This is a genomic window from Terrisporobacter petrolearius (genome assembly GCF_020748185.1).
Classification (GTDB): Bacteria; Bacillota; Clostridia; order Peptostreptococcales; family Peptostreptococcaceae; genus Terrisporobacter; species Terrisporobacter petrolearius.
In genome coordinates this window covers 26,281-49,542 of the sequence record NZ_JAHZMO010000017.1, presented here as the reverse complement: position 1 = coordinate 49,542, position 23,262 = coordinate 26,281, and the positions used below count along the sequence as shown (strand labels likewise).

Genomic DNA, 23,262 nt, shown 5'->3' with positions numbered 1-23,262 from the left:
ATGTCTCGTTCCCTTATTTTATAAATGAATTATTATTTATTTTTTCTCTCTGGTCTAGGTAGTAATACTTTTCTAGATACATTTACTCTACCTTTGTCATCTATTTCAGTAACCTTAACTTCTACTTCATCTCCAACGTTTAATACGTCTTCAACTTTTTCTATTCTTTCATGAGCTATATTGCCTATACGAAGTAATCCTTCTTTTCCTGGAAGTAATTCAACGAAAGCTCCGAAGTTAACTACTCTTGTTACTTTACCTTTGTAGATTTCGTTTAACTCAACTTCTGCAACTATGTCAGATATTTTTTGCTGAGCAAGTCTAATCATATCTATATCTATACCAGCGATGAATACTTCACCATCTTGTTCTATATCTATTTTAACACCAGTTTCGTCTATTATCTTAGTTATTACTTTACCACCAGCACCGATAACATCTCTTATCTTATCTGGCTTAATTCTCATAGTAACTATTTTTGGTGCATATTTAGATAATTCTTCATTTGGCTTATCTATGCATTTTCTCATTTCATTTAATATATGAAGTCTACCAACTCTAGCTTGAGCTAATGCTCTTGTTAATACTTCTTCATCTATACCAGCTATTTTTATATCCATTTGTATAGCAGTTATACCTTTTTCAGTACCTGCAACTTTGAAGTCCATATCACCTAAATGGTCTTCCATACCTTGTATATCTGATAGTATAGCCATTTTTCCATCATGTTCTATAAGTCCCATTGCAATACCTGCAACCATATCTTTTAAAGGTACACCCGCATCTAATAAAGATAATGTAGAACCACAAACAGAACCTTGAGATGTAGAACCATTTGAACTTAATACTTCAGACACAAGTCTTATAGCATAAGGGAATTCTTCTTTTGAAGGTATTACTGGAAGTAAAGCTCTTTCAGCTAAAGCTCCATGACCTATTTCTCTTCTTCCTGGACCTCTTGATGGTCTAGCTTCTCCAACAGAGTATGCAGGGAAGTTGTAGTGATGCATATATCTCTTGTTCTCTTCTTCATCAAGTCCGTCAAGTATTTGAACATCACCTAATGCTCCAAGAGTTGTGATAGTCATTACTTGAGTTTGTCCTCTTGTAAATAATCCTGAACCATGAGCTCTTGGTATAAATCCATGATCACACCATATTGGTCTTATTTCATCAGTTTTTCTAGCATCTGGTCTTCTACCTTCATGAACGATAGCTTTTCTAACTTCTTCTTTTATTATAGAATCTAGTGTAGCTATTATATCATTTCCAAACTCTTCTAAAGTTTCTTCATCAAAACTATTTATAGTTTGTTCTTTTACAGCATCCATAGCTTCTTGTCTTTCAAGTTTTTCAACAACACTAACAGCTTCTTTCATTCCTTCAGTAGCTATTTCTCTAACTTTAGCCTCTATTTCTGCATTTGGTTTATTTTCAATAAACTCTAATTTTTCTTTTCCAACTTCAGATTGAATTTGTTCTATAAATTCAACTATTTTTTTGATTTCTTCATGTGCTTTTAATATTGCTTCAAGCATTAATGATTCTGGTACTTCATCAGCTCCAGCTTCAACCATCATTACCGCTTCTTTAGTTCCTGATACTACTAAGTGTAGTGCACTTTTTTCTCTCTCTTCTGCTGTAGGATTCACAACTAGAGCTCCATCAACTAAACCTATACATACAGAACCTGTTGGCCCATTAAAGGGTATTTCTGATATTGATAAAGCCACTGATGAACCTATCATAGAAACTATATCAGGAGTACAATCTTGGTCCACTGATAAAACTGTAGCAACAACTTGTACATCATTTCTAAAAGTTTTTGGGAATAAAGGTCTTATAGGTCTATCTATAAGTCTTGATGTAAGTATAGCTTTTTCTGATGGCTTTCCTTCTCTTTTTAAGAAACCACCTGGTATCTTACCAACCGAGTATAATTTTTCTTCATAATCAACACTTAGTGGGAAAAAGTCTACGCCATCTCTTGGTTGAGCTGATTTTGAGCAGTTTACCATAACCATTGTCTCACCGTATCTAAGTATCGCACTACCACTAGCAAGTTGTGATATTTTGCCTATTTCAACAGAAAGTTCTCTTCCTGCTAAATCCATTGTAAAAATTTTATGTTCAAACATTAATGCTTGTACCTCCTCTTATACTAAAACCACTATTTCTTCTATGTACTATATTAACAAAATTACTACTAATTAACAATATAATTATACAATGTAAAGAATTGGTGTTGTAGTATATCCTCTTATTTATTAATTGGAAGAACTTATCGCTAAAATTTCAGGCCCTGTATGTGCACATATACAAGATCCACCTCTAGTAATAAAGACTTCCTTTGCTTTTATTCTTTTAGCAACTTCTTCTTTAAGTTTTTCAAAATCTGATTCATTAGAGCCATATCCTATTGTAAGAACTTTAGATTCTAAATTATGGTCATTAACTTCTAAAATCATATCTACTAATTTGGAAGCCACCTGTTTGGCTCCTCTAACTTTTGTTACTATTTTATTTTTTCCCTCTTCCATGGTGCATATAGGTTTTATATTTAACATATTTCCTACAAAAGATACCACACTTGGTAATCTTCCGCTTTCTTTCAAATAATCTAGTGTAAAGGGTACGAAAAATAAATTTACGCTTTCTCTAATGTCTTCTAATTTATTAAATATTTCATTAGCAGGTAAATCACTATTTTCCACTAATTCACAGGCTTTTATTACATATTGTCCACTTCCTAAAGATAAAAATAATGTATCAAAAACATATATATTTCCAGAAACATCATTTTTGGCCATCATTGCACTTTGATATGTACCTGAAGTCTTTGATGATCCTGTTAAACAAATCACCTCATACCCTTCATTTACATATTTTTCAAAAGCCTCTTTGAATTGAATGTATGTAACCTGAGATGTTTTAGGTAAAATTTTACTACTATCTAAAACATTATAAAATTCTTGTTTAGTAAAATCTATTCCATCTTTATATTCTTTCCCATTTATGCTGATAGTAAGCGGAATCATATCTAAAAAATCTTTTTGTTTTATTTCTTCAGGAATGTCGCACATGCTGTCACACAGTATTTTAATCTTCATGGCTACTGCCTCCTTATAGAAATTAATTCTTCGTTTTTTCTATCAATACAAAAAAAGCAGATACCATAAGTATACCTGCTTTTTAAATAAAGTAATAAGATTATTTTCTTAATCCTAATTTAGCTATTAATGCTCTGTAACCTTCTAAGTCTTTTTCTTTTAAGTAACCTAATAAGTTTCTTCTTCTACCAACCATTTTTAATAATCCTCTTCTTGAATGGTGGTCTTTTTTGTGAACTTTTAAGTGCTCATTTAATTCGTTTATTCTAGCTGTTAATAAAGCTATTTGAACTTCTGGAGAACCAGTATCTCCTTCTTTTCTTCCGAATTCTTTTATTATTTCTGTTTTATTCATTTGATGTACCTCCAAATAATTTGATATAATCGCCATTTACTAAGCATTGATTGGAGTATTCATATGCCGAGTAATGGTTACTTTGATTATTTTATCATAACTTAGCTACTTTTGCAAATATACTTTTTATATATATAATTAGTATCCATCTTTAATTGTAATTTTAGTTCGTTTAAATCTTTGAACTTCTTCTCATCTCTTATTCTTTCCAAAAACTCAAGTTTTATAGTTTTGCCATAAATATCTTTGTCAAATTGTAATATATTTGTCTCTACTGACATTTTTTCTCCATTTACTGTAGGATTATAACCGATATTTGTAGCTCCAACATATACTTCATTGCCTATATATACTTTTGTAGCATATATACCTCTTTTAGGTATAATAAGATTTTCTTGTAGTCTAAGATTTGCCGTTGGAAATCCTAAAGTTCTACCTAGTTGCTTTGCATGAATTACTGTACCTTCAATTGCATAGTTTCTCCCTAAATAGTTCTTTATTTCATCTACTCTTCCTGCATATATTAAGTCTTTTACATGAGTACTACTTACTCTTATGTTGTTAATAACTACAGGTTCAATTACCTCCACATCAAATCCATATTTTTTACCTAATATTTTTAATATTGGCGGAGTACCTTCTCTTTTTCTTGCAAAAGCAAAATCATGTCCTATAATCAGTTTTTTTGCTCCTAATTTATCAACTAATACTTGTTTTACAAAATCTTCTGCTGATATCTCTGCCATATCCTTATTAAATGGTATATCTATAACTACATCTACACCTAATAACTTAAGCTTATTCATTTTTTCTACTTCTGTTATTATTTCTCTAGTTATAATATTAGAAAAATAACTAATAGGGCTGTTTTTAAATGTGAAAACTACACTTGTTAGCTGTTCTTGTTTTGAATAATCAACAGTTTTTTCTATAAGAACCTCATGCCCTTTATGAATTCCATCAAATTTACCTATAGTAACAACACTTTTATCAAAACTTTTTACTTCATTTAAAGAATTTATAATAATCATGTCTTTTCCCCACTGATATAAAAATTATTCTATAAAAATTTTATCACTCTTTAGACTAATAGTGTTATTATTTTTTAATAATTTTCCAGTTCCTATAAATTCATCATTACAATATACTCTGACATATTCATCATTTTGTGATAAATTATCATTTGTAAATCTTTTAGGATCTATTATTCCACCATTTCTATAGTATTTAAGAGCAGTATCTTTTAATTCAACTTTTTTAAAATTATCTAGAACATAATCAATATCATATAAGTAATTTTCTAAGATGTTATCATCATAATATTTTTCTAATTCTTCTAGAGTTATTGCATTTTCTAAGTTAAATTTTCCAGAAGATGTTCTAAGTAAAAAGGACATATGTCCTCCACATTTTAAGTACTGTCCAATATCATGACATATACTTCTCACATAAGTCCCTTTTGAACATTTAACTAAAAATAATACTTTATTTTCAATTATATTTAAAATTTTTATTTGTTCTATGTTAACTTTTCTAGGCTTAATTTCAATAGTGTCAGCTTTTCCTTTTCTAGCTAAATCACACATTTTTTGTCCATTAATTTTCAAAGCTGAATAAACAGGAGGATATTGATTAATTTCTCCTGTTTGTGTTTCAAAAGCTTTATATATATCCTCATTTGTAACATTTGAAGTATTACCTTCAAATGTTATTGCTCCAGAGGAATCATAAGTGTCTGTGGCAGCACCTAAGGTTAATTCACATATGTATGATTTTTCTTTATTTAAAATAAGCTCACTTACTTTTGTAGCCTTATTTAAACATATAGGAAGAACTCCAGCCGCATCAGGATCTAATGTTCCTGTATGACCAACTTTTTTCATGCTTAAAATCCTTCTCACTCTACTTACAACATCATGAGATGTCATTCCCGTAGGTTTTAATATATTTACTATTTTATTCATTAAAAATCATCCTTAAATTTCTTTTAATGCTTCTTCTAATATTTTTTCTTTTGCATTTTCTATGCTATCATTTATGGTGCATCCAGCCGCCCTTATATGTCCGCCTCCACCAAATACCTTAGCTAAGCGACTTACATCTGCATAGGATTTAGATCTTAAGCTAACTTTAATTTCATTATCACTTTTTTCTTTAATCAAAATTCCTATTTCAACATTTTCTATATCTCTAGCATATGGTACAATACCATCGATATCCTTAAAATCAATACTATATCTTTTAAGCATATCTAATGTAACCATCATTATAGCCACTTTTTCATTAATAATTTCAAGTGTGTTTAGTGACTCTCCCAACAATTTATAAAAGTTAAAAGGATTGCTACCAAAAACATTTTGGACTACTTTTTGTGTTTGGGCTCCATTGATTAATAACTGCTTTGCCATATCAAAACTACTTGCATGAGTATTTGAATACGTAAGTTTTCCAGTATCCGTCATAAGACCTGTATAAAGAGCTGTAGCTATATTTTCGTCTATAGATTTAAATTCGTTTATTTCTTCATTTCTTGCAAGTAAATTATATACTAATTCACAAGTTGAAGAGGCTTCAGCAATTACATAATTTAAATCACCATAAAAATCATTGCTTGCATGATGATCTATATTTATTAAGTTTATACAATTATCTTTAATGTCATCATCTACACAAATTCTGTTTTTATCTCCACAATCTAAAGTAATCAAAGTATAGTTGTCTATTTTCAACTCTTTAAATTCTCTAGAGTTTATTATATTTACACCTTTAATAAGGAACTGCATATTTAAAGGCATATCGTCATTCATAACATAATAAACATTTTTATTGATTTTTTTTAAGAAATAATAAATTGAAAGAGTTGAACCTATATTGTCTCCATCTGGATTAACATGAGAAGTAACGACAAAATCGTTACTTCCATGTATATACTTTATAATATTATCTAGACTATTCATTTTCATTTTCCTCAACTTGTGTTTGAGGCTTATCTTGTTCTTTTTGCGATACCTTTTTTATAAGGCTGTCCATGTACATACCTTTAACCAAAGAATCATCTACTTTGAATATGATTTGTGGGATATGTCTTATTTTTATACTTCTACCTATTTCTCTTCTGATGTAGCTTTCTGCATTTCTTAAACCTTCTAAAGTGGATTCTTCATCTCCACCTAAAATGCTTACGTATATATATGCATAACTTAAATCGTTAGTAACTTCCACATCTGTAACACTTACCATAGAGTTTATTCTAGGGTCTTTTATTCCATTAATAAGCATAGTACTTACTGTTTTCCTAATTTCTTCGCCTATTCTACGTGTTCTATTATATGATGCCATAATATCAACCCTCTTTATCTGTAGTTAATTATTTATAATTTTCTTTCTATTTCTTTTGTTACATAAGCTTCTACTATATCTCCAACTTTTATATCGTTGTAGTTTACGAAACTCATACCACATTCGTAACCATTGTTTACTTCTTTTACATCATCTTTAAATCTCTTAAGAGCTTGTATTTCACCTTCGTGTATAATTATACCATCTCTTACTATTCTTACTTTACCGTTTCTGAATATTTTGCCATTTGTTACGTAGCATCCTGAAACTGTACCAACGCCAGATATTTTGTAAACTTCTCTTATTTCTGCTTTACCTGTGTCTTCATCTCTATATTCTGGATCTAACATACCACTCATGGCAGCTTGTATATCCTCTATAGCTTTGTATATTATAGTGTAACTTCTTACATCTACACTTTCTTTTTCTGCAAGAGATTCTGCACTTGGTACTGGTCTAACATTAAATCCTATTATTATTGCATTTGATGCAGCTGCAAGCATAACATCTGATTCATTTATAGCTCCAACACCACCATGTATTACTCTCACTGCAACTTCGTCGTTAGATAATTTTTCAAGTGATTGTTTTACTGCTTGAACAGAACCTTGAACATCTGCTTTTATAACTATATTAAGCTCTTTAACTTGACCTTCGTTCATTTGCTCGAAGAATTGGTCAAGTGACATTCTTTGGTTAGATTTTAACATTTCTTCTCTAGCTATGTGTTGTCTTTTTTCTGCAACATTTCTAGCTATTTTATCTGAAGGTACAGCTACAAACTGATCTCCTCCTTGTGGAACTTCTGAAAGACCTAATATTTCAACAGCTGTTGATGGTCCAGCAGTTTTAACTCTTTTTCCTTTTGAGTTTATCATTGCTCTTACTTTACCTGAAGCAACACCACAAACTATTGGATCTCCAACTTTTAGAGTACCACCTTGTACAAGCACTGTAGCAACTGGTCCTCTACCTTTGTCAAGTTCAGCTTCTACAACTGTACCAACTGCTCTCTTATTTGGATTAGCTTTTAATTCTTCCATTTCAGAAACTAAAAGTATCATTTCTAATAATGTATCTATTCCTGTTCTTTGTCTAGCTGAAACTGGAACTGCTATAACATCTCCACCCCAGTCTTCAACAAGTAATCCTTGTTCAGATAATTCTTGCTTAACTCTATCTTGGTTAGCTGCTGGTTTATCTATTTTATTTATAGCTATGATTAGTGGAACACCTGCTGCTTTAGCATGGTTTATTGCCTCTATTGTTTGAGGCATTATACCATCATCTGCTGCAACTACTAATATTGCTATATCTGTAACTTGCGCACCTCTAGCTCTCATTGCTGTAAAAGCCTCATGTCCTGGAGTATCTAAAAATACTATTTTTTGCCCATTTATCGATACTTCAGATGCACCTATATGCTGAGTAATTCCTCCTGCTTCACTAGTAGTAACATGTGTACTTCTTATAGCATCTAGTAAAGATGTTTTACCATGGTCAACATGTCCCATAACTGTTACAACCGGTGGTCTTGGTTTTAAATCTTCTTCTTTATCTTCTTCTATTTGCATTAATTCTTCTATTTCTTCTTCGACTTCTTCATCATTTGAACCTGCAACTAATGTGAATCCATATTCACTTGCTAAATGAGAAGCTATTTCAAAATTAACTTCTTGATTTAAAGAAGCCATAGTTCCCATTTTCATAAGCTTCATTATAACTTCTGTAGCTGGTTTTTCTAAAGCTTCAGCCAATTGTTGAACTGTTAAAGTTCCATCAACTTTTATTACATTTTCATCAGATTCTTTTAAAAGATCCATAAGTAATTCTACTTCATCTTCTTCTAATTCAGATTTTTCGTTTTCTACTTCAATTCCTAATTCTTTTATTTTTGCTAAAATGTCCTTATTTGACATTCCTACTTCTTCTGCTATTTGGTAAACTCTTGTTTTATTCACAAGATCACCCCCTATTATTATTTGTTAATCCATTAACTGTATGATTTTATTTGCGAATCCTATATCTTTAATTCCTATAACTGCTCTAGAATTTTTACCAATAGACATTCCTAAATCACTTTTTGTAGACATCTCTATACAATTTACTTTTCTAAAAGATGTTTTATCGTTGAATAATTTTTTCGTATTATTCGATGCATCACCTGCAACTATTACTAAATTTAACTTTCCTTTTTTTAAATCTAACATAGTTGCATCTTCTCCAGATACTAATTTACCTGCTCTCATTGCAATGCCAAGTAATGAGTGTATTTTATCCATATTATTTTTCATATGATTCTAACTCCGCTAATAATTTTTCGTATACCTCATTTGGCACTTCCATTTTAAAAGCTCTATTTAAAGCCTTGCTTTTTATAACTTTTTTTAAACATTCAGAATCCTTGCATATGTATGCCCCTCTTCCATTTGCTTTTCCAGCTAAGTCTATAAAAATTTCGCCTTCTTTATTTTTTACTATTCTAATAAGTTCTTTTTTGTTATCTCTATCTTGACAAGCAATACATTTTCTTTGAGGCACTTTTTTTATCTTGTTCAAAGCAATCCCTCCTTATTCTTCGTCATTTAATTGAGATTCACTTTTAATGTCTATCTTCCAATTCGTAAGTTTTGCAGCAAGTCTAGCATTTTGTCCTGCTTTACCTATAGCTAAAGATAATTGATAATCTGGCACTACAACTAATGCTGATTTTTCTTCTTCGTTAACTTCTACTTTAACTACTTTTGATGGACTAAGTGATGCACATACAAACTCAGCTGGATTTTCGCTGTAGTTTATTATATCTATTTTTTCTCCACCTAATTCATCAACTACATATTTAACTCTAGTTCCTTTTGGTCCTACACAAGCTCCAATTGGATCTATTTTCTCATCTATTGAATGAACAGCCATTTTAGTTCTTGATCCTGCTTCTCTAGATACTGATTTTATTTGAACTATACCTTGGAATATTTCCGGTACTTCTGATTCAAATAGTCTCTTAACAAGATTTGGATGACTTCTTGAAACTACTATTTGAGGTCCCTTATTAGTTTTCTTCACTTCTAATATATATACCTTTATTTTATCGCCGGCTTTAAAATGCTCTCCTGGAATTTGTTCAGTTTCAGGCATAGATCCTTCTATTTTTCCAAGTCTCACATAAACAATCTTTTTATTATCAGATACTCTAGCAACTTCTCCAGTTACTAATTCTCCTTCTTTTTCTATAAACTCATTGTATATTATTTCTCTTTCAGCTTCTCTTATTCTTTGAACTACTACTTGTTTAGCTGTCTGTGCTGCTATTCTACCAAAGTCTTTTGGAGTTACTTCATTTTCTAATATATCTCCAAGTTCATACTTTGGATTTATTTGTCTAGCTTCATCAAGTTCTATTTCTAAAAAGTTATCATATAAGTCTGACTCATCAACAACTCTTCTTTGTGAGTAAACTCTTACTTCTCCCTTTTCTGGGTTAAAATCTATTCTAACATTTTGTGCTGAACCAAAGTTCTTTTTGTATGCAGTAAGTAATGCTTGTTCTATAGTATCTATAAGTATATCTTTATCGATACCTCTATCCTTTTCTAATTCATCTAGCGCTTCCATGAATTCGTGATTCATTTGTTTATCCTCCCTATATTAATGTTACCACTAAAACTTAATAGCTAATCTAATAAGCGCAACATCTTTTTTATTGAATTCAACCTCTTTATTATCTATTATAACTTTAATATTTTTATCTTCTGTTAAACCAACAAGCTCTCCTTCATGTAGTTTAGAACCGTCAATTGATTTATAAAGCTTTATTTCCACATCTCTACCTTGGTATTTCACAAAGTCCTTATCTTTTTTAAGTGGTCTATCAAGACCAGGAGATGATACTTCTAAATAATAGTTATCTTTAATTGGATCTTTTTCATCTAGAATTGGATTTAGCGCTCTTGTAACTAATTCACATTCATTTAAAGAAACTCCGTCTTCTTTATCGATGTAAACTCTAAGGAAGAATTCTCCACCTTCTTTAACGTATTCAACATCTACTAACTCTAAATCGTTGGCTTCTGTTATAGGCAACACTATTTGTTCTATTTCAGTAGCTATGTTCTTTTTCATATTGTTTACCTCCTATTCAGTTGTATTTATAGTATTTAAAATAAAAGAGTGAGCACAGATGTCTCACTCTTAGTTTCTGCAAATATACTATTTTATATATCACTATATCATAAAAATGTTATATTTACAAGCTTTTGTATTGATTTAATATTTGTTTTAGCATCCTTCCCTTAATGATAAATTATTTATTTTGACTATTATTATTTAATAATCTTAGTTTATATAAGTTATAAATATTTATAATAATTATTATAGCATTTGCTAAAGCTACAGGATAAGCACCAACATTCAAGCCATATATAACAAACATTAAACATCCTATGGAGTTTATTATTCTTAATTTATACATATCTGTCATTGTAAGAGATATAGCAATTAAAACAGAAGCTACATATCCCACTAGTTCTATATACTCAAAACTAAACATATTAATTCCTCCTTACAATTATAAGTACATTAATATACTTAGTTTGTTCATTTTTTATACTATAATTCACTCATAATTTATTAAAATAATGAAAGTTGATTTTTATCACTCATATTGTCTAACGATCCATGATTAGTTAGAGTTTCAATAACAGTTTTTGAAATTTTAGTTCTCTTTCTTAGATCTTCTTTGGATATAAACTCCCCATTTTCTCTTTCTCGCTGTATGTGTATAGCTGCATTCTCTCCTACACCCTGCAAAGCTATCATAGGAGGTAAGATTTGCTTTTCGCCCATAACTTTAAATTCCGTTGCATCTGATTTGTAAATATCTACCGGAATAATTTTTATATTTCTTGCATACATCTCATAAGCAACTTCAAGAACTGTAAGCATATTTTTTTCTTTTGCTGTTGCATCATTGCCTAAAGAAATAATTTCATCCATTTTGTCTCTTATAGAATCTAGTCCTTTTACAATTAAGTCAGCATCAAAATCTTCTGCTTTGGTTGTAAAATATGTGGCATAAAACGCTTCGGGATAATGCACTTTATAATAAGCTAGCCTAAAACTCATCATTACATAAGCAACAGCATGAGCTTTAGGGAACATGTATTTTATCTTTTTACATGAACCTATATACCAATCTGGCACATCATTTTTTTTCATTGCTTCAATAAATTCAGGCTTCAATCCTTTACCTTTTCTAACACTTTCCATTATGGTAAATGCCATCTTTGGTTGAAGCCCTTTAAATATTAAGTAGTTCATTATATCATCACGTGTTGATATAACTTCTTTAAATTCAACTGTACCTTCCACAACTAAGTCTTGTGCATTATTTAACCAAACATCAGTACCATGAGATAATCCTGATATACGTACAAGCTCTGCAAATGTTGTTGGCTTTGTATCAAGAAGCATTTGTCTAACGAATTTTGTTCCAAATTCAGGTATAGCAAGACAACCTATTGGACAGTTAATCTCCTCCGGTGTTACACCTAGAGCATCTGTAGATGTAAATAGTGACATTGTTTCTTTATCATCTAGAGGTATTTCTGTAGCAATCCTACCTGTAATATCTTCTATCATTCTGATAATGGTCGGAACGTCGTGTCCTAATATATCAAGCTTTAGTATCCTACCACTTATAGAGTGATAGTCAAAGTGTGTAGTTATAACTCCACAACTTGTATCATTGGCTGGATATTGTATAGGTGTTATATCATAAACATCTTTGTAGTCTGGTATAACCATAACTCCACCAGGATGTTGTCCTGAAGTTCTTTTTACTCCTGTACATCCATTTGCAAGTCTTAAGACTTCTGCTGATGTTGAATTTAAATCATTTTCTTCTACGAATTTCTTAGCATAACCAAAAGCAGTTTTTTCTGCAACAGTACCTATTGTTCCTGCTCTATATACATGACCTTCTCCGAAAAGTTCTTCTGTATATTTATGAATTACAGGTTGATAACTTCCTGAGAAGTTAAGGTCAATATCTGGCTCCTTATCTCCTTCAAATCCAAGGAAAACCTCAAAAGGTATATCGTGCCCGTCTTTTTTTAATGGTCTTCCACATTTAGGACAATCTTTTGCCGGTAAATCCACTCCTGAACCCCATTCACCTATTTCATAGAAATAAGAATACTTACACTGTGAATTTTCACAAATATAATGTGCTGGCAGTGGGTTAACTTCAGTTATATCACTCATTGTAGCCGCAAGAGAAGACCCAACAGATCCCCTAGAACCAACTAGGTATCCATCTGCAAGAGATTTTGTAACTAGTTTTTGAGCTATAATATACATCACTGCATAACCATTACTTATAATCGAATTTAACTCTCTATCAAGTCTTTTTCTCACAACATCTGGAAGAGGGCATCCATAAATCCTCTCTGCCTTAGCATTACACATATCTCTAAGTTCTTTATCAGAACCTTCAATTACTGGCGGAAAAGTTGCATTAGGTATTGGAAGTATGTCTTCAATCATATCTGCTACCTTATTTGTATTTTCTACTACAACCTCATACGCTAAATCTTCTCCTAGATATTTGAATTCATCTAGCATTTCGTCTGTTGTTCTAAAATGAAGATAAGTTTCCTCTTCATCCATCTTAAAGCCTTGTGAGTATTTAAGTACTTTTCTATAGATAGCTTCATGTTTGTCTATAAAGTGTACATCTCCTGTAGCCACAGGAATTTTTCCAAAGTTCTTTGCCACTTCAATCATTCTTCTATTTAAATCTCTTAATTCTTCTTCATCTTTAACTTCACCTTTATCAATCATAAATCTATTATTATCAATTGGCATAACTTCAATATAATCATAAAGAGATATTATTCGCTCTAAGTCTTCATCACTTTTATTTTGTTTTACAGCTTGGAAAACCTCCCCAGCTTCACAAGCTGAGCCAATTATTATTCCTTCTTTATATTCCTCTAAAACACTTTTTAATATTCTAGGTGCTCTATAAAAGTGATTTACATGGGCATCAGATACTATTTTATATAAATTTTTTACCCCAATTTGATTTTTAGCAATTAATGTTACATGATTTGTTCTTAATTTAGTATAATCTATATCTCCTAAAATCATATTTACATCGCTTAATTTTTCTGCACCCTTCTTTTTTATCATTTCTAAAAATTTAATAAATATATGTGCAGTAGCTTCTGCATCATCTACAGCTCTATGATGATTAAGCAATGGAATTCCTAATTCCTTAGCTATAAGGTTTAATCTAAATCTTTTCATATGAGGAAGTAAAGTTCTTGCCAATGTTAATGTATCAACTGATGTATTTTTAAATTCAATATTTTGTTCCCTACATTTTTGTTGCATAAACCCCATATCGAAGTCTGCATTATGAGCAACTAACACACTATCTCCTATAAATTCAACAAACTTTGGTAATATTTCTTCAATAGTAGGTTTATCTTTTATTAAGTCATTTGTAATCCCAGTAAGTTCTTGAACTTTATAAGAAATATCCTTCTCAGGATTTATCAATTGACTAAATCTATCTACAATCTTAAAGTTTTCTACTTTTACTGCACCTATTTCTGTAATTTTATCATTTTTATTTGAAAAACCTGTAGTCTCTAAGTCAAATACTATGAACGTTTGAGATAAGTCTTTATCATTTGCCTTTTGTATTACAGGTAAATTATCTTCTACTAAATAACCTTCTACTCCATAGAGTATTTTTATATTGTTAGCTTTACCTGCATCCATGGCTTCTGGGAAAGCTTGCACAACACCGTGATCTGTTATGGCGATTGCCTTATGCCCCCAATCAGCTGCTTGTTTAACTAGTTTTTTTGTAGGAGATAAAGCATCCATAGAAGACATTTGAGTATGAGCATGCAACTCAACTCTTTTGCCTTTTTCACAAGTATCTTTTCTCTTCGGTTTTTCTTCTTGTCTAATACCACTTATAGTCATAGTGATTTCTCTTTGATAAGTATCATATAAAACATCACCTTTAATTTTAACATAAGATCCTTCTTTTACACTATCTAACACCTTATCCTTGTTCAAGTCATTTAAAAACAACTTACAATTAATAGAGCTTGTATTATCTGTAATAGACATAATTGAAAGTATTTTACCATTTCTCAATTCTTTGTTTTCTATATTAAATATTTCACCTATAATTGCTACTGTCTTAGATTTTTGATTAAGGTCTTTTATTGGATGTACTAAACTATTTACATCTTCACCATAAATCAAATGTTCATCATATTCATCCTTAATTACATAACTTTCTTCTTCATTATCTTCATCTACTACTTCAAATTCCATTTCTTTTATTAAATCTTCAATTTCTTTATCTGTTTTTTCTATTAATTTTTTTATATCTGCCTTATCACTAACTGCTTTTTCAACTTTAACCTGATAGTCAATTCCCAATTCTTCTAATAATACATTTCTTATAACATCTTCTATATTATTATTTTTTAGTTTTTCATAAAAAATACCTTTAGGAATCTTTATCTTTAGCATATTATCTAAACACATGTACTCTACTTGTTTTTTCCATCCTTCAATAGCTGGACAGATTTTTTTTAATATATATAAAATATTATGCCAATAGATTTTTACTATATCTTTATCGGATTTTCTACCAAAACCATTGAACTTAATTTTGACTCTAATATTTTTAAAATATTTCAATTTACCTAGTAGCTCTTCTCTAAGTTCATCTAAAATCTCATGAGATATAATATCCTTTGACACTAAATACATATAAAAAATTTTTTCTTCTTTAAAATATACCACTTTGGATACTTGTACTTCTTTTAATTGCTTTTCTAATCTACTATTTTTAATTTCTAGCTTTTCTAAATAGTCTTTAATATTATCCATGAGATTATCACTTCCTTTCCTAGATAAATTATTATATCATATCTGAAAATAAATTCATTACCATGTTTTATAAAATAAAATTTATTTTTAGGATTAGCTTCAAAATACAACTTAATTAATATTATATTATATGACCACAATCCAAACTAAGGCGGTGTTTTAATATGGCATGCAATAATATTTTTGACATAAATTATATGTCCACATATTATGATAACCTGGGAGGAAAAAAGTTATTTAAAAACTGTGTAAAAGACTTCAATTCAAAAATAGATAAAAAGGTACATCTTTATTATTCTAACAAAAAAGACACACCCATATGCGCGCTGCCAAAACTAAGAATGTTATTTGTAACGAGAATTGGTTTTCTATCCTTTTGTTATAATTTCTATTTTTATGTTAATACCTTTAATTATTATAATATAGATATATCTGAAGAAAACTTGAAAATAATAGCAAAATGTGTCTGTTCTCATGAGGTAGGTCATATACTAGATAACAGCATTTCAAACAACAAATGGGAGCATTCTAAAATACTTACTGATATTATAGAACAAATGATAAATTACAATATTGATATCTCAAAAGAAGATTATTATAAAAATAATTTACCTAAAGATTTAGAGGAAAGTGTAGTAAGTTTAAAGAAAAATTTAATAGAAAGAGAATCTACTGCTTGGGAAATTGCAAAAAATATTATGAATTTTAAAAGCGAAAAAGAAAAATTTTTATTTTCAAAAATTAGAGAATACGCCCTTGCAACATATAATTATGGTGATCTTAAAACTATTGTAAAAGAAAATAATTTAGAAGTTTTTTTTAAGTATAAAAGATATTTTGTTTAATAATGTAAGAGCTTTCTTATTTTAAGAAAGCTCTTACATTATATTTTAACTTCTACAAAGCATTCTCATAAAAATACATTTCTTCTTAAGATTATATAATTTAACCTAAAATAATTACATTTTTTTGCATACTTATACTTATTTTTGTTAATATTTGGTATTATAATATTATAAGTATTATTTTAGGAGGTATCTATATATGGATGATAGTATTAAAAAGTTAAAAGAACTTCTAGATAGTCATGATAATATTGTGTTTTTTGGTGGGGCAGGTGTATCTACAGAATCTAACATTCCAGATTTTAGAAGTGCCTCTGGTTTATTTAACAAAAAACTAAATAGAAATTTTACTCCTGAACAATTAGTATCTCATACATTTTTTATGCAATATCCAGAAGAGTTTTTTGAATTTTATAAAGATAAATTAATCTATGAAGATGCTAAACCAAATAGTGCTCATATAGCTCTTGCTAAATTAGAATATATGGGAAAATTAAATGCTGTAATTACTCAAAATATTGATGGCTTACACCAAATGGCTGGGAGTAAAAATGTTTTAGAACTTCATGGATCTATACATAGAAATCATTGCACTAAATGTGGAAAAGCTTATACTTTGGATGAAATGTTAAATTTAGGTGGTAATATTCCCTACTGTGATGTATGTAATGGTATAGTTAAGCCTGATGTGGTTTTATATGAAGAACCATTAGATAATTCTGTTGTGAATGAAACTGTAAACGCTCTAAGTAACGCCGACTTATTAATCATTGGAGGCACTTCATTAGTTGTTTATCCTGCAGCTAGTTTCATTGACTACTTTAATGGCGATAGCATTGTTTTAATAAACAAAAGTAGCACAGGTTATGATACAAAAGCTTCTATAGTCATTAATAACTCCATAGGAGAAGTGCTTTCACAAGCAGTATTATAGAAAACTAAAATTTTAAATTATAGAATAAGGTAAGATTATAATCTTACCTTATTCTTTTTCTTTTTTATTTTCATATACATCCTTATATATTAAAACAGCTTCATAATATGCTTCTTCTTCGCTTATACCTTTTTCTTGTGCTATTTTCTCAGCTGAGTCTTTTATAATCGATGCAGCTTCAAGTATGTTCATAGAAACACCTTCCCATTAATTATCCTACTACTTCTTAATATATATTATTCCCCAAAAAACTGTAAAATTACCTTATTTTATTAAAAATTACATTTATTTATAATGCTTATAAAAAAAATAAGTTCTTTGACATAAAACGTCAATAGAACTTATTTTATTAATTATTCTTATTTATGTATTTTCCCATTATTGTGCATATCTTCTTGAAACTTAACATTACTATCGTGTTTTAGGATTCTTTGAACTTTGTCTATTATCTTTGGTGTTACTGTTAAAATGTTATCTACTAAATTAACATTATCCTCCAAAGAAATTAAACGTGTTTCTCCATTTTCCACTACAACGAAGGCTACTGGAGATATAGTAATTGCTCCACCACTTCCTCCTGCAAAATTAGTATCACACTTTGTCTCAGTTTTACAATTTTTATTATATTCACCTCCGCCAATACCAAATCCTACAGTTACTTTGGATATAGGAACAATAACAGATGCCTCTGCTTTTATAGGGTTTCCTACTATGGTATTAGAATCTATGGAATTTTTTATAGTCTCAAGAGTTGTCTCCATAATGCTTTGTATTGAATTTGTAGCTGTCATTTTTTCCACCTTCCTTAGACTTAAGTTTTATTATTCTTATAAGAATTGGAATAGATTTAAACATAGTATTTAATCTAAATTTTATATGTATTTTTACACTTCCTTTAATATTATTTTCATTAAACTTAGGGACTATGTTTAAATATATTTTTTCACATTTACATATATTTGTTATGTTTCCATAAATCCCGTTAATTAATGCATTAATATATATAGTTACATATGGATTAACATTACTAAAATATATATTTGAGTATAACTCTATTATTTTTACTTTTTTTACTAGGTTTAAAATATTACCAAACTCTTTATCTAATATTTTTAAATCCTTTAAACTACCTCTTTTTTTCTTTTTATTTTTCTTTGACGGATATAATTGAATATTAAATCTTATTAATTTGAATAATAATTTAACTTTTAATTTTACAACTATTTTTTTATTATTAAAATCAATTGAAAATATAAAGTGAGAATAGGATATTAATAATAAAATCAATATAAAAAAAATACTTATACATATATATTTCAAATTAAAATATCTCATATTCTATATTATTTGCAAAACTTATGGATATATACTAATTAAAAGGAGATAGGCCTCATGCGCAAAAAAATCATAGGCAAGACACCTATGATTTATATTTATTTTGACTTTGATTTATTTTGACTTTGATTTATTTTTACTTTTTTTATTTGAAATGACACTTTGTGACGATGGTGCCATTCTTTGTTTTTGTCTTCTAGTTGTCCCACTATTATTGTAAATACACATTCCCCAACATGCAACTGCAACCATAAATAATATACCCCTTAATGTATCTCCCTTTCTAAACATATACACTCCAAATAAAAAACTTGCTATAGCAAATAATACATATATGGCCATTGCTAGTTTACTTTTCATATTTTTCCCCCTTAAATTATTATTATCTTACTGAAATAGTATCACATTTTATGATAAATAATAATTTTTTATTAAATTTCTTCTTCATTTTCGAAACTATCTATTGGTGGTAATTCTTTTAAACTTTCAATTTGCAATAATTTTAAAAATTCCTGGGTTGTCTTATATATAATGGGTTTTCCTATTCTATTTAATCGTCCTGCTTCTCTTATTAGTTCATGTTCTAAAAGTGTTTGTAAAACTTTATCACATTTAACACCTCTAATACTTTCAATTTCCACTTTAGTAATAGGTTGTTTATATGCAATAATAGTTAAAGTTTCTAGTGTAGCTTGACTTAAAGACTTTCTTTTTTTAGGCTCTAATACCTTTTTTATATAGTCTGCATAGTCTTTATTAGTACACATTTGATATTTATTTTCTAGTTTTATTATTTGAATTCCTCTATTATTTTCACTATATTCATCAATCAAAGAATTCATCATAAATTCTATTTCTTTTAGTGAAAGTTCTTCATTAATAACACTATTAAGTTCTTTTATGCCTATAGGTTCTCCATAAGCAAACATAATTGATTCAATTATATATTTTATTTCTTCTCTATTCATTTTCCACTCCACGCTTTATTATAAGAATATCATCAAAAAATTCATTTTGAACTACAACAATTAACTTTTCTTTTATTAATTCAAGAATAGCTAAAAATGTAGCTATAGTTTCATCCTTATCATAAGGCCCTACTAATTCAACAAAGCTTACCTTATCTTCTTTTTTCATTAAATCTCTTAAATCTGACATTTTTTCTTCAGAAGATACTACTCTTTTTTTAACTATCATGTCTAATTCTTCTGTTTTGTCAAAACCTTCTATAACTTTTGTTTTTAGTATCATAGGCAGAATTGTTCTGATAGCTTCTATAGATATTTCATCTAAATCTATTTTATTATCTACAATTACTTCTTCTTTTGCTCTAAAGAAAGTATCACAAGTATAGTGAACATTTTCTTTAATACTTAAAGATGCTTCTTTAAATTTCTTATATTCTTCTAATTTTTCCACTAATTCTAATCTTGGATCTTCTTCATGTTCTTCATGATGCTGTTTATATAGTAAATACTTTGACTTTATTTCAACTAGTTTAGAAGCCATTATTATAAATTCACTGGCAACTTCTAGATCCATCTCATTTAACATATCAATATAAGCTAAATATTGACTTGTAATTTCTGAAATGGATATATCTTTTATATCTATTTTTTGTTTTGAAATTAAATCACAAAGTAAATCTAAAGGTCCATCATAAACATTTAAATGTATATTATACTTCATTAAATTACCTCTTACATAAATATACTTACTGTAGCATAAAATGCCATCATTATAGGTGTTGTTACTATTGTATATACTTTTGTAAATAGGGCAATTAGTAATACAACGTAACCTATATTTTCATATTTATAAATAAATTCATTATATTTATATGGAAGTAATGATGATATAACTCCCCAGCCATCAAGTGGCGGTATAGGAAGTAAGTTAAATGCTCCAAAACCTATGTTAATCCACATAGCATTATCAAATATCAGTTGTATAGCATACATATTAGAGTATTTAACTATTAACGCACAAGCAATTGCACCAACTAAATTTCCTAATGCTCCAGATAAGGAAACTATTATATTGCCTATTCTATAGTTTTTAAAATTATTTGGATTAACTGGAACTGGTTTTGCCCATCCAAAATGGCATACTATTAACATTATTAGCCCTAAAGGATCCACATGTTTTGCAGGGTTTAATGTCATTCTCCCATTATACTTAGCAGTATCATCTCCAAGTAAGTGTGCTGAATATGCATGACCAAACTCATGAATAGATATGGCTATGGCTATTCCCACCAACGATGCTAATAAATCACTTAAGTTAAACATATTTATTCTCTCCTACTGTTTTTTGTAATAATATTATTATATCATTAATAGAACTATAATCAAAAGGTTTATGTTTTTATTAATGATAAAAGCTATGCAGCACATATAAATACGCACTGCATAGCTTTTTAGTATTATAATAAGTTGTCTACTACTCTTCTTAACATTTGTAAATAAGATGCCTTATTTATATCTTCATTATTTATTATTTTAGTTTCTCCTACAAGTTCTTTTCCTCTGTAAACTTTTACAACTCCTAAGTCTGTATTTTTCTTTATTGGAAGTTTTAGATCTTGTTTTATTTCTACTTTCTTTTGGAAATCTTTTTTATCACCTTTTTTTATTAAAACACTTAAATCATCTTTTGCTACTAAACCAACATTTTCTTTTTCACCTTTTTCAAATTTAACTGTTGCTACCTTGTCTTTGGCTCCACAAATTTTAACACTTTCATAGTTTGCAAATCCATAATTCAAAAGATTTGCAGCATCTTTAAATCTTATTGGAGAAGTTTCAGCACATAATGTAACAGCTATTAAATGTGTGTTATTTCTCAAAGCAGATGCTGATAAACAATATTTTGCTTGCTGAGTAAAGCCAGTTTTTACTCCCGTTGCTCCTGAATAGTGTTTTACTAATTTATTAGTATTGGATATTCCTATTTTAGCTTGTTTCTTTCCAACTACAACTTCATCCATCCATGTAGTTAGATATTTAGAAATCTTCTTATGACTAAGCAATTCTTTTGACATTAGTGCAATATCATAAGCTGAAGTATAGTGATTATCTACAGGAAGTCCATTTGTATTTACAAAGTTTGTATCATTCATTCCTAATTCTTTAGCTCTTTTATTCATAAGTTCTACAAACTCTTCCATACTTCCACCTATATATTCTGCCATAGCAACACAGGCATCATTGGCAGATGCAACTGCTATGGATTTTACAAGTGTATCTACCTTTTGTATTTCTCCTGGTTCTAGGAAAATCTGGCTACCTCCCATACTAGCAGCATTTTCACTTATTTGAACATCATCTTCTTCTTTGATTTTTCCATCTTCTAAAGCTTCACAAATTAAAAGTAATGTCATTATTTTTGTTACGCTGGCAGGTGGTAATTTTTCATGAGGATTTTTCTCATACAATACTTTGCCTGTAGATGCATCCATCAATACTGCTGATTTAGAAGCTATATCTAACTTAGCTTCTTTGGTATTGGCAAAAATAAAATTTCCTTGACTTATTACAATAACTAATGCAAGTAGAAAGCTAATAAACTTTTTCATATCGTCACCTCTTAATTGTATTTAATTTTATTAACCTTTATATTATTTCTCTTATATTATTTTTTACCAATACTTCTAATTTATAATTAGTATCTTTTACATATTATATTTCTTAATATTAATAATTGATAATTTCACTTTCTATATCAATTATTTCAGCATCACAATTTTCTTCAATAAAGTTTATAATTTTTTCCTTTGATTGATCACTATCTTTACTGTTTAAATCAAGCTTTACCATACCAATACTTATTCTTTGATGTAAATCTTGATTTTCAACTTCTCTTATACTAATATTAAACTTGTTTTGCAATTTAGCTACTATACTTTTAACAATCATTCTTTTTTCTTTTAAAGAGTGTGCATATGGTGCCCTTAAATCAACTTTAATAACTAGTATTTTCATTTAAATTCCTCTTTTCTATTTATAATCTTCTTTTATTGCCTGTGCTATTACTTTATTTATATCATCCATCATTTTATTAAATTTTTCTTCAGCTAGTATATAGTTATATATTTTTTCATTATATCTTATTTTATTCTGAATTTCTTCCATTTTTCTCATGGATTTTTTATCTATTTTTTTATTATTCATAGTGGCATATTGAAGACTGTATCCTGTTTTTTTATATTCACTTAATAATATTTCATTATCTTTATCCATTTTCATCACTTTCATGTTATATATAAAATCTTTATACTCTTTACTATCTTTTATTTCACTAGCCAACTTTGTAGCTGTATCATATACACTCATATTACCCTCCTAATTCATATTAAAATTTTTAGGTGTTATAATTATATATGCATTATGAATGGGTTTTTGTTTATAGTTATAAAAAAAT

Annotated in this window: 26 protein-coding genes; 2 read left to right on the top strand and 24 right to left on the bottom strand. The window is 28.9% G+C overall.

The features are described 5' to 3' along the window. Positions 1–32: 32 nt before the first annotated feature. The 14 genes from pnp to K0040_RS11370 form a co-directional block, all read right to left on the bottom strand. Entirely contained in the window at positions 33–2,138 is a 2,106-nt protein-coding gene (pnp, locus tag K0040_RS11435) for a polyribonucleotide nucleotidyltransferase (RefSeq protein ID WP_228108931.1), read from the bottom strand. 129 nt (positions 2,139–2,267) lie between these two features. Next, on the bottom strand, positions 2,268–3,110 hold the full coding sequence (locus K0040_RS11430) for a DegV family protein (RefSeq protein ID WP_228108930.1): 843 nt from the start codon (positions 3,108–3,110) through the stop codon (positions 2,268–2,270). Between the two features lie 100 nt (positions 3,111–3,210). Beyond that, positions 3,211–3,465 (bottom strand): 30S ribosomal protein S15, encoded by a 255-nt coding sequence (gene rpsO, locus K0040_RS11425; protein WP_018589639.1) that lies wholly within the window; start codon positions 3,463–3,465, stop codon positions 3,211–3,213. A 101-nt stretch (positions 3,466–3,566) separates the two neighbouring features. Further along, entirely contained in the window at positions 3,567–4,496 is a 930-nt protein-coding gene (locus tag K0040_RS11420) for a bifunctional riboflavin kinase/FAD synthetase (protein ID WP_228108929.1), read from the bottom strand. Positions 4,497–4,520: 24 nt separating this feature from the next. Continuing rightward, positions 4,521–5,429: a tRNA pseudouridine(55) synthase TruB gene (gene truB / locus K0040_RS11415; RefSeq protein ID WP_228108928.1), complete on the bottom strand. Its 909-nt coding sequence runs from the start codon at positions 5,427–5,429 to the stop codon at positions 4,521–4,523. A 12-nt stretch (positions 5,430–5,441) separates the two neighbouring features. Beyond that, positions 5,442–6,422: a DHH family phosphoesterase gene (locus K0040_RS11410; RefSeq protein ID WP_228108927.1), complete on the bottom strand. Its 981-nt coding sequence runs from the start codon at positions 6,420–6,422 to the stop codon at positions 5,442–5,444. Next, complete coding sequence (rbfA, locus tag K0040_RS11405; RefSeq protein ID WP_228108926.1) at positions 6,415–6,804, bottom strand: 30S ribosome-binding factor RbfA; 390 nt, start codon at positions 6,802–6,804, stop codon at positions 6,415–6,417. Before rbfA ends, K0040_RS11410 begins: the two co-directional genes overlap by 8 nt. Before the next feature lie 32 nt (positions 6,805–6,836). Next, positions 6,837–8,765 carry a translation initiation factor IF-2 gene (gene infB, locus K0040_RS11400; protein WP_228108925.1) on the bottom strand — a complete coding sequence of 643 codons (1,929 nt, stop codon included), beginning with the start codon at positions 8,763–8,765 and terminating at the stop codon, positions 6,837–6,839. Positions 8,766–8,789: 24 nt separating this feature from the next. Then, a complete protein-coding gene (locus K0040_RS11395; RefSeq protein WP_228108924.1) occupies positions 8,790–9,098 on the bottom strand; it encodes a L7Ae/L30e/S12e/Gadd45 family ribosomal protein in 309 nt (102 codons plus the stop codon). Then, positions 9,088–9,363 carry an RNase P modulator RnpM gene (rnpM, locus tag K0040_RS11390; RefSeq protein ID WP_228108923.1) on the bottom strand — a complete coding sequence of 92 codons (276 nt, stop codon included), beginning with the start codon at positions 9,361–9,363 and terminating at the stop codon, positions 9,088–9,090. The genes K0040_RS11395 and rnpM overlap by 11 nt, the downstream gene beginning before the upstream one ends. A gap of 12 nt (positions 9,364–9,375) precedes the next feature. After that, positions 9,376–10,431, bottom strand: coding sequence for a transcription termination factor NusA (nusA, locus tag K0040_RS11385; RefSeq protein WP_228108922.1), 1,056 nt, complete (start codon positions 10,429–10,431; stop codon positions 9,376–9,378). A 30-nt stretch (positions 10,432–10,461) separates the two neighbouring features. Then, complete coding sequence (gene rimP / locus K0040_RS11380; RefSeq protein WP_228108921.1) at positions 10,462–10,923, bottom strand: ribosome maturation factor RimP; 462 nt, start codon at positions 10,921–10,923, stop codon at positions 10,462–10,464. Positions 10,924–11,104: 181 nt separating this feature from the next. Continuing rightward, positions 11,105–11,350 (bottom strand): YgjV family protein, encoded by a 246-nt coding sequence (locus K0040_RS11375; RefSeq protein WP_228108920.1) that lies wholly within the window; start codon positions 11,348–11,350, stop codon positions 11,105–11,107. Positions 11,351–11,430: 80 nt separating this feature from the next. Continuing rightward, positions 11,431–15,726 (bottom strand): PolC-type DNA polymerase III, encoded by a 4,296-nt coding sequence (locus tag K0040_RS11370; RefSeq protein WP_228108919.1) that lies wholly within the window; start codon positions 15,724–15,726, stop codon positions 11,431–11,433. Positions 15,727–15,890: 164 nt separating this feature from the next. Between K0040_RS11370 and K0040_RS11365 the strand changes: the two genes are divergently transcribed. Together K0040_RS11365 and K0040_RS11360 are read left to right on the top strand one after the other, a co-directional pair. Further along, positions 15,891–16,571, top strand: coding sequence for a hypothetical protein (locus K0040_RS11365; protein ID WP_228108918.1), 681 nt, complete (start codon positions 15,891–15,893; stop codon positions 16,569–16,571). Positions 16,572–16,770: 199 nt separating this feature from the next. Further along, a complete protein-coding gene (locus K0040_RS11360; protein WP_228108917.1) occupies positions 16,771–17,505 on the top strand; it encodes an NAD-dependent protein deacylase in 735 nt (244 codons plus the stop codon). 48 nt (positions 17,506–17,553) lie between these two features. Here K0040_RS11360 and K0040_RS11355 read toward each other — a convergent pair whose 3' ends face one another. The 10 genes from K0040_RS11355 to K0040_RS11310 all read right to left on the bottom strand — a co-directional run bounded on the left by K0040_RS11355 (position 17,554) and on the right by K0040_RS11310 (position 23,174). Then, on the bottom strand, positions 17,554–17,697 hold the full coding sequence (locus K0040_RS11355; protein WP_175487613.1) for a hypothetical protein: 144 nt from the start codon (positions 17,695–17,697) through the stop codon (positions 17,554–17,556). A gap of 167 nt (positions 17,698–17,864) precedes the next feature. After that, positions 17,865–18,296: a GerW family sporulation protein gene (gene ytfJ / locus K0040_RS11350; RefSeq protein WP_228108916.1), complete on the bottom strand. Its 432-nt coding sequence runs from the start codon at positions 18,294–18,296 to the stop codon at positions 17,865–17,867. Beyond that, positions 18,250–18,825, bottom strand: coding sequence for a DUF2953 domain-containing protein (locus K0040_RS11345; protein ID WP_228108915.1), 576 nt, complete (start codon positions 18,823–18,825; stop codon positions 18,250–18,252). The genes ytfJ and K0040_RS11345 overlap by 47 nt, the downstream gene beginning before the upstream one ends. Before the next feature lie 129 nt (positions 18,826–18,954). Continuing rightward, positions 18,955–19,200, bottom strand: a complete 246-nt coding sequence (locus K0040_RS11340) for a hypothetical protein (protein ID WP_228108914.1) — start codon at positions 19,198–19,200, stop codon at positions 18,955–18,957. Positions 19,201–19,271: 71 nt separating this feature from the next. Continuing rightward, on the bottom strand, positions 19,272–19,808 hold the full coding sequence (gene scpB, locus K0040_RS11335) for an SMC-Scp complex subunit ScpB (RefSeq protein ID WP_228108913.1): 537 nt from the start codon (positions 19,806–19,808) through the stop codon (positions 19,272–19,274). Next, the gene (locus K0040_RS11330) at positions 19,801–20,529 is read right to left on the bottom strand and encodes a segregation and condensation protein A (RefSeq protein WP_074915547.1); all 729 of its coding nucleotides are present in this window, start codon (positions 20,527–20,529) and stop codon (positions 19,801–19,803) included. Before K0040_RS11330 ends, scpB begins: the two co-directional genes overlap by 8 nt. Before the next feature lie 11 nt (positions 20,530–20,540). Beyond that, the gene (locus tag K0040_RS11325) at positions 20,541–21,131 is read right to left on the bottom strand and encodes a site-2 protease family protein (protein WP_228108912.1); all 591 of its coding nucleotides are present in this window, start codon (positions 21,129–21,131) and stop codon (positions 20,541–20,543) included. A 134-nt stretch (positions 21,132–21,265) separates the two neighbouring features. Next, positions 21,266–22,417: a D-alanyl-D-alanine carboxypeptidase family protein gene (locus tag K0040_RS11320; protein ID WP_228108911.1), complete on the bottom strand. Its 1,152-nt coding sequence runs from the start codon at positions 22,415–22,417 to the stop codon at positions 21,266–21,268. Between the two features lie 118 nt (positions 22,418–22,535). Further along, the gene (locus K0040_RS11315) at positions 22,536–22,823 is read right to left on the bottom strand and encodes a DUF503 domain-containing protein (RefSeq protein WP_228108910.1); all 288 of its coding nucleotides are present in this window, start codon (positions 22,821–22,823) and stop codon (positions 22,536–22,538) included. A gap of 15 nt (positions 22,824–22,838) precedes the next feature. Continuing rightward, positions 22,839–23,174, bottom strand: a complete 336-nt coding sequence (locus K0040_RS11310) for a YlbF/YmcA family competence regulator (RefSeq protein WP_228108909.1) — start codon at positions 23,172–23,174, stop codon at positions 22,839–22,841. Positions 23,175–23,262: the final 88 nt, after the last annotated feature.

What these genes read in the sequence shown, in the direction of transcription:
- pnp (WP_228108931.1), bottom strand. Translation starts at nt 2,138, where the DNA reads ATGTTTGAACATAAAATTTTTACAATGGATTTAGCAGGAAGAGAACTT.
- K0040_RS11430 (WP_228108930.1), bottom strand. Translation starts at nt 3,110, where the DNA reads ATGAAGATTAAAATACTGTGTGACAGCATGTGCGACATTCCTGAAGAA.
- rpsO (WP_018589639.1), bottom strand. Translation starts at nt 3,465, where the DNA reads ATGAATAAAACAGAAATAATAAAAGAATTCGGAAGAAAAGAAGGAGAT.
- K0040_RS11420 (WP_228108929.1), bottom strand. Translation starts at nt 4,496, where the DNA reads ATGATTATTATAAATTCTTTAAATGAAGTAAAAAGTTTTGATAAAAGT.
- truB (WP_228108928.1), bottom strand. Translation starts at nt 5,429, where the DNA reads ATGAATAAAATAGTAAATATATTAAAACCTACGGGAATGACATCTCAT.
- K0040_RS11410 (WP_228108927.1), bottom strand. Translation starts at nt 6,422, where the DNA reads ATGAATAGTCTAGATAATATTATAAAGTATATACATGGAAGTAACGAT.
- rbfA (WP_228108926.1), bottom strand. Translation starts at nt 6,804, where the DNA reads ATGGCATCATATAATAGAACACGTAGAATAGGCGAAGAAATTAGGAAA.
- K0040_RS11395 (WP_228108924.1), bottom strand. Translation starts at nt 9,098, where the DNA reads ATGAAAAATAATATGGATAAAATACACTCATTACTTGGCATTGCAATG.
- nusA (WP_228108922.1), bottom strand. Translation starts at nt 10,431, where the DNA reads ATGAATCACGAATTCATGGAAGCGCTAGATGAATTAGAAAAGGATAGA.
- rimP (WP_228108921.1), bottom strand. Translation starts at nt 10,923, where the DNA reads ATGAAAAAGAACATAGCTACTGAAATAGAACAAATAGTGTTGCCTATA.
- K0040_RS11375 (WP_228108920.1), bottom strand. Translation starts at nt 11,350, where the DNA reads ATGTTTAGTTTTGAGTATATAGAACTAGTGGGATATGTAGCTTCTGTT.
- K0040_RS11370 (WP_228108919.1), bottom strand. Translation starts at nt 15,726, where the DNA reads ATGGATAATATTAAAGACTATTTAGAAAAGCTAGAAATTAAAAATAGT.
- K0040_RS11365 (WP_228108918.1), top strand. Translation starts at nt 15,891, where the DNA reads ATGGCATGCAATAATATTTTTGACATAAATTATATGTCCACATATTAT.
- K0040_RS11360 (WP_228108917.1), top strand. Translation starts at nt 16,771, where the DNA reads ATGGATGATAGTATTAAAAAGTTAAAAGAACTTCTAGATAGTCATGAT.
- K0040_RS11355 (WP_175487613.1), bottom strand. Translation starts at nt 17,697, where the DNA reads ATGAACATACTTGAAGCTGCATCGATTATAAAAGACTCAGCTGAGAAA.
- ytfJ (WP_228108916.1), bottom strand. Translation starts at nt 18,296, where the DNA reads ATGACAGCTACAAATTCAATACAAAGCATTATGGAGACAACTCTTGAG.
- K0040_RS11340 (WP_228108914.1), bottom strand. Translation starts at nt 19,200, where the DNA reads ATGAAAAGTAAACTAGCAATGGCCATATATGTATTATTTGCTATAGCA.
- scpB (WP_228108913.1), bottom strand. Translation starts at nt 19,808, where the DNA reads ATGAATAGAGAAGAAATAAAATATATAATTGAATCAATTATGTTTGCT.
- K0040_RS11330 (WP_074915547.1), bottom strand. Translation starts at nt 20,529, where the DNA reads ATGAAGTATAATATACATTTAAATGTTTATGATGGACCTTTAGATTTA.
- K0040_RS11325 (WP_228108912.1), bottom strand. Translation starts at nt 21,131, where the DNA reads ATGTTTAACTTAAGTGATTTATTAGCATCGTTGGTGGGAATAGCCATA.
- K0040_RS11320 (WP_228108911.1), bottom strand. Translation starts at nt 22,417, where the DNA reads ATGAAAAAGTTTATTAGCTTTCTACTTGCATTAGTTATTGTAATAAGT.
- K0040_RS11315 (WP_228108910.1), bottom strand. Translation starts at nt 22,823, where the DNA reads ATGAAAATACTAGTTATTAAAGTTGATTTAAGGGCACCATATGCACAC.
- K0040_RS11310 (WP_228108909.1), bottom strand. Translation starts at nt 23,174, where the DNA reads ATGAGTGTATATGATACAGCTACAAAGTTGGCTAGTGAAATAAAAGAT.